Here is an 11,902-nt window from a genome sequence, read left to right on the forward strand (position 1 = left end):
ATATGGGGAGACTTTCTTCTCCCCGTGCCTTATGGAAGACCTGATTTCAATTGAGTATATAATAGAAGAAATTTTATGAAAATTGTTGAAAGATGCAAAGATTCCATGCTATTATTTTTTTAAGAAAAGAAAGAAACAGCGTTTTGTAATAACAAACAACTAGAATTACATATGAAAATATGAAATCTGAGATTCTTAATGAAGATTCTCTATATGCAAATCCAACCAAGGAGGAATTAATCATGACAGATTACGTAAAATCAGGAAATCTCCAAGTTGCAAGAGAGTTATATGACTTTATTAATTCAGAAGCTCTGCCGGGGAGTGAGGTGGATCGCGAGCAATTCTGGACTGGATTCGAAAAATTGATTCATGATCTGACTCCAATCAATAAGGAATTACTGGAAAAACGCGATGAAATCCAAAACCAGATCAATGCGTGGCATCGTGAAAATAAGGAATATGATTTTGAAGAATATAAAGCATTTTTGAATGAAATTGGATATCTTGAGCCGGAGTCAGAAGATTTTACAATCACTACTGAAGGAGTTGACCCTGAAATCGCTTTGCAGGCTGGACCGCAATTGGTTGTACCGGTCAATAATGCACGCTATGCCATCAATGCCGCCAATGCCCGCTGGGGAAGCCTGTATGACGCTCTTTATGGGACAGATGCAATCAGTGAGGAAGATGGAGCCCATCGTGAAGGCGGTTACAACCCGGTTCGCGGAGAAAGGGTCATCGAATTTGCAAGGGACTTCCTTGATCGGACAGCGGCCTTAAGGGGAGCATCCCATAAAGATGCTGTGAAATACAGCGTTGAGTCGGGCAAGCTGCAGGTTGAACTGAGTAACGGCGAAGTGACAGGGTTTGAAGAGGAAACAAAATTTGCAGGCTACCAGGGTGAGCCTGAAGAGCCAAATGCCATCCTTTTACTAAACAATGGCCTGCACTTTGAAATTCAGATTGATCGCAATCATCCGATCGGAAAAACAGACCAGGCAGGTGTCAAGGATATCCTTTTAGAAGCGGCCGTGACAACCATCATGGACTGTGAAGATTCTGTAACTGCTGTCGATGCAGAGGATAAAGTGCTTGTGTATCGCAACTGGCTCGGCCTTATGAAGGGTGATTTGTCCGCTTCCTTCCAAAAGGGCGGAAAAAGCATGTCAAGGACATTGAATCCTGACCGTAAATACACTTCCCAAAATGGGGAGGAATTGACGCTATCTGGCCGCTCTGTGCTATTTGTACGGAATGTGGGGCATCTGATGTCAAATAGTGCCATCCTTGACCAAAACAACGAGGAAATCCAGGAAGGAATTCTCGATGCCGTTCTGACAAGCCTGATCGGAAAGCATACTCTGTTAGGAAACGGACCATTCCAAAACACAGCGACTGGGTCCATCTATATCGTAAAACCAAAAATGCATGGCTCTAAAGAGGTTGCTTTTGCCAACCAATTGTTCGACCGTGTGGAAGATCTGCTGGGATTAAAACGCAACACTTTAAAAATTGGTGTGATGGATGAAGAGCGCCGTACTTCCTTGAATCTGAAGGCTTGCATTAGCCAGGTTAAGGAAAGGGTTGTGTTCATCAATACAGGATTCCTTGACCGTACTGGTGATGAAATCCATACCTCCATGGAAGCAGGCCCGATGATCCGCAAAAATGATATGAAATCATCGGCATGGCTGCAGGCGTATGAACAATCCAATGTTAAAGCGGGTCTTGCAAGCGGCTTCCAGTCACGCGCCCAGATTGGAAAAGGGATGTGGGCTATGCCTGACATGATGGATGACATGCTGAAACAAAAAATCGGCCATGTGAAAACCGGGGCTACCACTGCGTGGGTACCTTCGCCGACTGCAGCTACCCTGCATGCCCTTCACTATCACGAAGTGGACGTAAAACAGGTACAGAACGAAAAACTAAATGCTGAAGGCAAGGATTTTACGGACGAACTTTTACAGATCCCGGTTGCCAAAAATCCTGAATGGAGTGCTGAGGAAGTCCAATCTGAAATCGACAATAATGCACAGACCATGCTGGGTTATGTTGTCCGCTGGGTAGAGCAGGGTGTCGGATGCTCGAAGGTGCCTGATATCAATGACATTGGACTTATGGAAGACCGCGCTACATTAAGGATTTCAAGCCAGCACATGGCAAACTGGCTGCACCACGGTATAATCACAAGGGATCAGGTGCTTGAAACACTTAAGAGAATGGCAAAGGTAGTCGATGAGCAAAACGCCGGTGATCCTTTCTATCGCCCTATGGCATCAAACTTTGACGATTCAGTGGCGTTCCAGGCAGCCTGTGACCTGGTATTTGAAGGATATAATCAGCCGAGCGGCTACACAGAGCCAATCCTTCACCGCCGCCGCATTGAGGCGAAGGCTAAGTTTGCAGTAAAACAATAAGCATGCTGGGGGACATTCTAATCAATAGAGTGTCCCGTTATGTAACTTAATTCGATTGTCCTGTTGATGGAGAGGATGACAAACATCTATAGCTTCGGTTCCACCACTGACTGTTTTTAGCCAGATTGAAACTTCAGCATTCCAGACATTGATTCTTTGCACAGGCCTAATTTGTGGCCGGAAATGGATGATAATCCTGATCAGGCTGTTGGCTAAAGCGGCAGCATATGCGCTATACAGCCTTCCCATAATTAAGATGAAAAGAATGGAGGAGTCGAAGCTATGGAAAACTTGAGGGAAAAGGCACTGGAACTTCATAAAAAGTCCCGGGGAAAATTGCACGTGAATCTTAATATGACCATTGAAAATGCGGATGATTTAAGCCTGGCTTATTCTCCAGGAGTGGCAGAGCCTTGTAAGGAAATCCATCAGCAGCCAGACACCATATACGATTACACCATGAAAGGAAATCTTGTAGGGGTGGTTTCTGATGGTTCGGCAGTGCTGGGGCTCGGGAATATTGGTGCGGCCGCCTCCATGCCGGTAATGGAAGGCAAGGCAGCCCTGTTTAAAGCATTTGCAGGTCTCGATGCTTTCCCTATTTGCCTGAATACCAATGATGCCGAAGAAATCATCTCCATTGTCAAAGCGCTTGAACCCACATTTGGCGCCATCAATTTAGAGGATATATCGGCGCCGAATTGCTTCATTATTGAGGAAAGACTGAAAAAGGAAATGAACATCCCTGTTTTCCATGATGATCAGCATGGAACAGCCATTGTTACAGCGGCAGGGTTAATTAATGCATTGAAGGTCGTTGACAAGAAGATCGGGGAGATCAAGGTCGTGGTCAATGGGGCAGGGGCTGCAGGAATCGCCATCACAAAGCTGCTTTTGAATATGGGAGTAAAAGATATCATTTTGTGTGATACAAAGGGAGCCATCTTTAAAGGGCGCGAAATTGGAATGAATGCCATGAAGGAAGCCATCGCAGAGATTACGAATTTAGGCATGGTGGAAGGACAACTTATTGATGTGATCGAAGGTACGGATGTTTTCATCGGGGTTTCGGTTGCCGATGCCGTCACGGCTGACATGGTCCAGTCCATGAACGGAAACAGCATCATTTTTGCCATGGCTAACCCTGTTCCGGAAATCATGCCGGATATAGCAAGGAAGGCCGGCGCATCCGTTGTGGGCACTGGACGCTCAGACCTGCCGAACCAGGTGAACAATGTCCTCGCATTTCCAGGTATTTTTAAAGGTGCCCTAAAGGTGCGGGCTTCTGATATCAATGAAGACATGAAAGTGGCGGCAGTGTATGCGATTGCAGATTTAATCCAGCCGGAAGAGCTGGCACATGATTATGTCATCCCTAATGCTTTCGATAGCCGGGTAGCCAGTGCTGTAGCAGAAGCAGTTGCCAAGGCAGCGATAAAATCAGGAGTTGCAAGAAAAAAATCAGAACAAGAAGTTTGAGAGGAGACATCATAATGAAATTTACAAGGTTCACAGCCAATTCCTCTGTTTATACAGGTGTTTTGGAGGAAGACACAATTAAAGTCATTAACGGCGATTTCTTCGGTGAATGGGAATTTACGGGCGAAACTTTTTCATCAGCAGATGCAAAATTACTCGCGCCGCTAGAGCCAAATCAAATCATTGGAATTGGGGCTAATTATGTTTCGAAGACAGAAGACCTGCCGGAACAGCTGCCTGAAATTCCGGTATTTTTCTTCAAGCCTGTTTCCTCCGTGATCGGACCGGAAGAGGAGATTATCATTCCAGAAGGGATCGAGCAGGTCAAGTTTGAGTCCGAGCTTGCGATTGTAATAGGCAAGGAAGCAAAAAATGTACCGGAATCCGATATATTGGATTATGTATTTGGATACACGGTAGGCAATGATGTCACAGCTCCGCAATTTTTCCATCAGGACGGGCATTGGACGATCGGCAAGTCATTTGATTCATTCACTCCGCTAGGCCCGGTGATCGAGACGGAGCTTGATCCATTCAGCGTGCGGGTGGAAGCACGGCTTAACGGTGCTGAAAAGCAAAACAGCTCAACGGAACTGATGATCATTCCGATTCGCAAAATGATTTCCTATCTCACTAATGTGATGACTCTTAAACCAGGGGATGTCATATTGACGGGCAGCCCTGTAGGCGCAGAGATGGTGTCAGCAGGAGATGTGATAGAATGCCAGATTCAGCAAATAGGCAATCTCCGCAATGTGTTTGTCACAGCTAAGGAAGCTGCCAAGACGTATTAAAAAGGTGAAAATGCCCGGTCCCTGCCATGTGCTATAATGAAGAATATAAATGGAGCCACAGAGGTGAATGTTGTTGGAAAGAGAAAATATGGTGAAGTCTGTGAGCCGGGCATTGGATATTATCACGCTTGTCAGCTTAAAGAAGGGCGGCTTGGGCGTAACAGAAATTGCCAATCAAATAGATATCAATAAGAGTTCCGTTTACCGGATCCTGTCTACGCTTGTCCAGTACGGCTATATTGAACAGGATAGTGAGACAGGGCGCTACAAGCTGGGTTACAAATTTCTCGAAATCAGTTCAAAACTGCTTGAATCCATCGACCTCAGGGCTGAGGCAAGGCCTTACCTGCAGGAGCTGGAAAACCTGACAAATGAAGTAATCCACCTTGTAGTATACGACCAAGGGGAAGTAGTCTATATTGAAAAGCTGGAAGGCAATGAGACCTTAAGGATGCACTCAAAAGTGGGGAAGAGGGCGCCGATGCACTGCACTTCGGTAGGGAAAGCCATCTTGGCGTACCTGCCGACCAATGTTGTGGTGGACATTCTGGAACGCAAGGGCATGCCTATGCATACTGACAAGACCATCTCGACAAAGGAAGAACTGCTCCAGGAATTGGTGCAAATTAGAAAAAACGGATATGCCATGGACCTGGAAGAAAATGAATATGGAATAACCTGCATTGCCGTGCCGATTTTTGATCATTTAGGAAAAGTGATAGCAGCCGCCAGCATTTCGGGGCCAACCATGCGAATGACTGATGAGCGGTTAAGCCACCTAAAATCACAGATGATCTCGATGGGAAACCGAATCTCAAAAAGGCTTGGCTTCGAGAGCAGGATCAGTTAATAAAGAAATTTGCCTGAATCTTTAGTATTAAAGATATTCAAGGCAAATTTTTTTTGTAAGAATAATGATGCAATTTTATAAAAAATATTGTAATTAATCAGATAATTTGTATAATTTAATTAGGTTATGATTTTGTTATATAACATAAAATCTATCGTTATATAACAATGTTCCATCCTTGCAAACAAACAGAAACATTGTTGCTTATTACAAAACAGATAGGGGGAATGGTTTGATACATTTCTTTTGTTAACAGAAAGCATTTCTTTTTTACCCCAACATTGGCATGTGACCCGAAAGATTTTTTAGTTCAGAAATAAATCCAAGGAAGACATGCGGTCCCAAACTGAATGTATTTTGACCTCAACATCGTTTGCAACTTTCTTATCAATACCGCTTTTTACAATATAATTGTTAGCTCCATTGCCATGCACTAATATCATTCTTTTCACAGCCAAGATAAGCCTCAAGCATCCAGAAAATACACAAAGTTCTACCCATCTTACATTTTGATCTTAAACGAAAGCTGATGGCATGATAGATGCCGATTTCTTAATTTTTAATCTTGTGTAAGCGATTACTTTTTGTAACTGAGATATTGGACTTTATATTGGAGGGTAAGCTATGACATTTACTCAGAGTTTCACAGCGGTAGGAGATAATCTGTGGCTCTCCGCACTGGTGGCAGTGGTGCCAATTTTGTATTTCTTCTGGGCGCTGGCAGTCAAGCGCATGAAAGGGTATATTGCCGGACTGACGACCTTGCTGCTTGCTTTGGTGCTTGCGGTCGTTGCATTTGGCATGCCTGCATCGATGGCGGTCATGTCCGCAACACATGGGGCAGTTTATGGAATTCTGCCAATCGGCTGGATTATCATAAGTTCCGTATTCTTATACAAACTGACAGTAAAAACAGGGCAATTTGATATTATCCGGAACTCGGTTATCTCGCTGACAGAGGACCGGCGCCTTCAGGCATTATTGGTAGCCTTTTCATTCGGGGCGTTCCTTGAAGGAGCAGCCGGATTTGGAGCGCCAGTTGCCATTTCTGCAGCACTTTTGGTGGGGCTCGGGTTTAACCCTCTGTATGCGGCAGGTTTATGTTTGATTGCCAATACAGCACCGGTAGCATTCGGGGCCATCGGTGCGCCTATTTTAGCGCTTGAAGGGCCTACCGGGATTTCTGCACTGGAAATTTCGAAGATGGTAGGTCGTCAATTACCGTTTCTATCTGTAGTTATTCCGTTCTATCTGATTGTCATTATGGCAGGTTTTAAGAAGGCAATGGAAGTCATGCCTGCGATTTTAGTTACAGGTGTTTCATTTGCTGTCACACAATTCCTCAGCTCAAACTATCTTGGACCTGAGCTTCCGGATATTTTGTCAGCTCTTGTATCCTTGCTTGCTTTAGGGATCTTCCTCAGGTTCTGGAAGCCAAAAAGCATTTTCCGTTTCTCCGCAGAACAGGAAATGGCTGCTGCTCTTGCCGAAAAGCAGCCTGATGTGAAACCTACTTATACAGCAGGACAAATCTTTAAAGCATGGTCCCCGTTCCTTGTCTTAACCGGCGTCATCACGGTCTGGGGAATCCCGTCCATTAAACTGGCACTGGGTGGACATTATGAAGGAACGAATCCGATCCTGACAGCGGTTAATTCTATTGGACATGCCTTATCTTTCGTTCCAAATGTTCCGTTGCTGAACAATAAGGTCATCAACGCAGCAGGAGACCCTGTCCCGGCATTTTACAAGCTGGAACTATTGGCCGCTGCCGGTACTGCCGTATTGATCTCAGCTGTCATAACCAAGTTTATTGTGAAAATATCCTGGCGTGACTGGGTCGCTACTTTTGGTGAGACTTTGAATGAACTGAAGTACCCAATCATTACAATTGCATCTGTTGTTGGATACGCATATGTGACGAATGCTTCTGGCATGAGTACATCGATGGGGATGACACTCGCCAAAACTGGCTTCCTGTTCCCGTTCTTCTCGCCGATCCTTGGATGGCTGGGCGTATTCATTACCGGTTCCGACACGTCTTCCAACCTGCTGTTCGGTAACATGCAAAAAGTTACCGCGACTTCAATCGGCATGGATCCGGTACTGGCATTGGCAGCGAACTCTTCAGGCGGCGTTACCGGAAAGATGATTTCGCCTCAGTCTATCGCTGTGGCCTGTGCAGCTGTTGGAATCGCAGGGAAAGAATCCGACCTGCTGCGCTTTACCTTTAAGCACAGTATTATACTCGTCATTTTGATTGGAGTCATGACCTTCCTGCAGAATGGGATATTATCCTGGATGATTCCGTGATATTACCTGAATGAAGAAAAAAAACACCACTCTTATGCTGCCAGTGCGCAGTACAGAGTGGTGTTTTTTTGCTCCAGTAATTGATAAAGACCAGCATCCTGGTACGAAACGCATATATAACGGTAGCTCTGTGGGTTGACTGAAATTTGTGTAAGAAAGGATTTTATTTCATTTGGGTTGGTTCACCGCCGCTACCACAGAATGTAAGCAGTTCCTTCCGGGTTACTTTAATTCAATCTTGCTTTTCTTGCTGTATTGCATCAAAAACTCATAAAACAGGTAGGTGATAAATAAAACGACAATATAAACCGGAAGAGAATATATTAATTTCCAGCGATTATATTCGAAAATTTTTGCTTTAACTGCTATGTATTCAACTGCCACCGCAAATAGTGACCAGGCGATGAAATATAAGGTCAACTTAAAGTGCTTGAGGTCCAGCAGGTCGATGAAATATATAAACATATATCCAAAAGCAGGGAAAACTCCATAAGAAAGCAGATCAAAAATTTCATAACGAGCGGAATCGCCAAGATCATAATAGTTAAAGGGTTTCACGGCAATTGTATGATCCATGACCTTAGGGAAAGACATACTCAATAAAACGATTAATGAAGTAACTGCTTTTGGCAGCCTTTTTGGGACAAGCATAAAAATGAGTACATTCATTGTTAACAGTAAAATGATTACGGACTCATTTATATCAAAGCTTTTCGGAAAATATAGCATTGATTATCTAACCTCACTAAAAAGTCTTTTTCTATACCAAATCCACGCAAAAAACGTCAATAAGACTGTGACAGTCCACTCCAATAAAGAATGTAGATAACCATAATTTGGTTTCATCCGGATTACTCCGAGAAAATGAAATAAAAATGGAAATGCTGACATGACCAGGACGTTAGTGATCAGGATGAATACCTTTGCTATTAATTTATCTGCCCTAAGCAAAAGATCGCAGAAAAAAATGATGAGTAAGGGATATAAAAGAATTCTTTTGAAGAAATGAGTCCAGAAATCGCTATAATCCTGGGATAAATCCAGTAGGTTCAAATTTAAAATTAAGATAGTAGAAATGGAATGAGTTATTAACCAGACGACCATCCAAATAAATAAAATTTCAAATAAGTGTAGCACTTTTTTTGTGTTAAAAAAGATGATAATCAGAAGGGTCAATATATAAAGGAACACCGAAAGAATCATAGGGATTCACCTAACCATTTGATACTTTTAATATCACCTGAAAATTTTCAGTTATTCAATAAAATGCTCCTGGAATAAGATACAGACCTATATTTAACTATCTTTCACTCTTATATGCTGTTACAGAAAACGATTTCTTAAGGATACGGGAGCTTCTAATGCAAGAAATTGTATCGATAGAAGAAATGTTTTTGGATTGATGCAGAGTTCTGATGTTTTATCGTAACATTTGTAACATAAATGTAATGTTGTTATTACTCTTTTGACAAATTGTGATGATATACTGCTATTAGTGCCAATATTAGGCTAATCTTAGTAATGTTTGGTATCGAAATGGTCAATTAGGACTATTTGTGAATTGTGTAACAGGGCTAAACCACTATGACTTTTGGGTGCTGCAGCTTATTGCTGAACATTAAGATGATAGATACATAGATAGATATAGATTTTTGAGCTGATTCGAATTCAGGGGGAATAGAAATTTGAAAAGAAAGATGATTGCACTTAATACAACCATTATGATTGGATTGGGAAGCATTTTTTCCATTCCGGCTGTTCATGCTGAATCTGTGCAGAAGCTGCAGAGTGAAAAGGCTAAAGTAGAAAAAAAGCGCTCGGAAGTAAAGGCAAGGATTGGGACTGTTCAAGATGGAATCGCCAATATCCAGAAGGATAAAGATAAAATAGTTGCACAACTCAAGCGGATAGTACAGGCATTAAAAGATAACAATCTTCAACTGCAAGAAACAGCTCTTAACATCCAAGAGAAAAATGATGAAATCGAAAGTTTGGAAGGTGACGTTAAAGTCCTTCAGGACAGAATTGAAAAGCGGAACGTCATCCTAAAGGAACGGGCTGTCTCCTTCCAGGAAAGCGGCGGGGGCATCGATTACCTTGAAGTCATATTAGGGTCAAAAAGCTTCGGTAATTTTCTTGATAGAGTCAGCGCAATTGCGACGATTGTAGATGCAGACAAAGATATATTGGCAGAGCATGAAGCGGATAAATTAGAACTGGAAGATACAAAGAACGCAGTAGAAGAAAAACTAACAGCTTTGGAAGAAATGAAAGCTGAGCTGCAAGGCCTAAGAGCCGATATAGAAGCACAGAAGAAAGAAAATGAAGCGTTAAAGAAAAACCTTCAGCAGAAAGAAAAAGAGAGCAGGATCCTAAAAGCCAGCCTGGAGAAAAAAGATGCTAAGCTTGGTTCCCAGGTGGCCGCAATCATGAGAAATATTCAGACAGAAAAAGCGCGCCAGGCTGCGTTGGAAGCTGCAAGGCAAAGAGAGATTGCAGAAGCTAAGAAAAGAGCGGCTCAAGAGAGTCAACAAAGCTCCAGGATTGCAGAAAATAATTCGCAGCCTGTTAAATTTAATGATGGCTATTCCGGAAGTTCGAGCAAGGCTCTTGCAGTGGCAACCGTCGGAAATAAATATATCGGTAATTCCGTTTACGTCTGGGGCGGAGGAAGGAATCAAAGCGATGTTGAAAATGGCAGATTCGACTGCTCTGGATTCGTGGCATGGGCATACAGCCAGGTCGGCATCCGGGTGGGAGCGCACACTGACCTTCTGAAAAATACGGGCCGTACTGTTTCCATCAGTGAAGCGAAAGTGGGAGACCTTGTATTCTTTAATACGTATAAAACGGATGGACATGTTGGAATCTATGTCGGTAACGGAAAATTCATAGGTTCACAGGGCTCTACTGGAGTTGCCATAGCTGACATGACAAGCGGATATTACGGAGAAAGATTCAATGGACGTGTAAAACGGATTATTGAATAACGTTGAAAGGCTTGGGTCAATCCCTTGCCTTTTTTTATACACGCAAATTGTAAATTTTATATGAAATAATTTATTTATAAAAATATGAAACCTTTTTGTTTTGGAGCCGTAAATAGAAGGTATAGAAGGAGTAATCGCCAAAGCCGGTTTTCTTTTTGGCAGGAGTACTAACCATTGTTAGGGTAAAGTGCATATTAATAATGCCCAGTATCTCGAGCAAGCCAGTAAGTCTGCTGCTCTGTAATATGTTATACTTTGATTTTAATTTAGAAAGAATAAGGTTTGCGGCATTCAGCAAGAAAATACGATAAAATTTGGAGGAAAATCATGCTTAAAAAATTATTTACAGCCATTCTTTCATTAACGATTGCATTCACCCCGGCTGCAGGCTTTGTGTTCCATGAGAAGGAACATACTGCTTATGCCAAGTCTTACAAATCAGGAAAACGAGGATTCACACCAAATACAAATAACAACTTCCAAAATAGGAACAAGCAGCAGTTCAACAATAACAACAGGGCTACGACACCTCGTGCTACAAACAGAGGCGGCTTTATGAGAGGCATGCTTTACGGCGGTCTTGCCGGGATGCTCCTTGGCGGACTGTTTGGTAACATGGGACCGCTTGGCGCAGTGATGGGCCTCTTAATTAACATCGTGGCAATCCTTGTTCTCATCATGATTATCCGCGCCATCTTCACAAGGCTGTTTAGCAGACGCAGAAATCAGGATAACCAATGGAGAAGATAATCATTTCCGAACAGGATATCATCAATGCTTTGTGCGTATACCTTGCTGACAAGCGTCAGATCAAGCCTCAGGAAGTAGAGGTTGAGCTCATGTATGATGATGATTTTGGATTTTCAGCGGAAGCCTATATTGGGGACAGAAAGCAGGTCCTCATTACTCAAAATCTAATCGAAGCGCTTCGGCAATGGCTGGATGAAGCGATGAACATGAACCCTTATTCTGGAATAGAACTGGTTTTAGATGATGAACAGGGGATCATTGCCATCATCAATCCCAGTTAACTAGACGAAAGCAGTGGAAACC

9 protein-coding genes are annotated in these 11,902 nt (G+C 42.9%); 8 read left to right on the forward strand and 1 reads right to left on the reverse strand.

All coding sequences use genetic code 11. From position 1 onward, the window contains the following. The first annotated feature begins 242 nt into the window (after positions 1 to 242). From V1500_RS08260 to V1500_RS08280, 5 genes are all read left to right on the forward strand, one after another. A complete protein-coding gene (locus V1500_RS08260) occupies positions 243 to 2,423 on the forward strand; it encodes a malate synthase G (protein WP_409305086.1) in 2,181 nt (726 codons plus the stop codon). A 282-nt stretch (positions 2,424 to 2,705) separates the two neighbouring features. Beyond that, entirely contained in the window at positions 2,706 to 3,902 is a 1,197-nt protein-coding gene (locus V1500_RS08265; RefSeq protein WP_409305087.1) for an NADP-dependent malic enzyme, read from the forward strand. A gap of 14 nt (positions 3,903 to 3,916) precedes the next feature. Next, on the forward strand, positions 3,917 to 4,696 hold the full coding sequence (locus V1500_RS08270) for a fumarylacetoacetate hydrolase family protein (RefSeq protein WP_409305088.1): 780 nt from the start codon (positions 3,917 to 3,919) through the stop codon (positions 4,694 to 4,696). A gap of 73 nt (positions 4,697 to 4,769) precedes the next feature. Further along, entirely contained in the window at positions 4,770 to 5,546 is a 777-nt protein-coding gene (locus V1500_RS08275; RefSeq protein WP_409305089.1) for an IclR family transcriptional regulator, read from the forward strand. 624 nt (positions 5,547 to 6,170) lie between these two features. Then, positions 6,171 to 7,859 carry an L-lactate permease gene (locus V1500_RS08280; RefSeq protein ID WP_409305090.1) on the forward strand — a complete coding sequence of 563 codons (1,689 nt, stop codon included), beginning with the start codon at positions 6,171 to 6,173 and terminating at the stop codon, positions 7,857 to 7,859. 222 nt (positions 7,860 to 8,081) lie between these two features. On the opposite strand, the gene V1500_RS08285 is transcribed toward V1500_RS08280, so the two are convergent. Continuing rightward, positions 8,082 to 8,588 (reverse strand): hypothetical protein, encoded by a 507-nt coding sequence (locus V1500_RS08285; protein WP_409305091.1) that lies wholly within the window; start codon positions 8,586 to 8,588, stop codon positions 8,082 to 8,084. 956 nt (positions 8,589 to 9,544) lie between these two features. Here V1500_RS08285 and V1500_RS08290 point away from each other — a divergent pair. From V1500_RS08290 to V1500_RS08300, 3 genes are all read left to right on the forward strand, one after another. Further along, positions 9,545 to 10,849 carry a coiled-coil domain-containing protein gene (locus V1500_RS08290; protein ID WP_409305092.1) on the forward strand — a complete coding sequence of 435 codons (1,305 nt, stop codon included), beginning with the start codon at positions 9,545 to 9,547 and terminating at the stop codon, positions 10,847 to 10,849. Positions 10,850 to 11,176: 327 nt separating this feature from the next. After that, positions 11,177 to 11,599: a hypothetical protein gene (locus V1500_RS08295; protein ID WP_409305093.1), complete on the forward strand. Its 423-nt coding sequence runs from the start codon at positions 11,177 to 11,179 to the stop codon at positions 11,597 to 11,599. Next, positions 11,587 to 11,880, forward strand: a complete 294-nt coding sequence (locus V1500_RS08300; RefSeq protein WP_409305094.1) for a YxcD family protein — start codon at positions 11,587 to 11,589, stop codon at positions 11,878 to 11,880. Before V1500_RS08295 ends, V1500_RS08300 begins: the two co-directional genes overlap by 13 nt. Positions 11,881 to 11,902 lie beyond the last annotated feature (22 nt).

Origin of the sequence: Peribacillus sedimenti (assembly GCF_046237635.1) — a bacterium.
Taxonomy (GTDB): Bacteria; Bacillota; Bacilli; order Bacillales; family DSM-1321; genus Peribacillus; species Peribacillus sedimenti.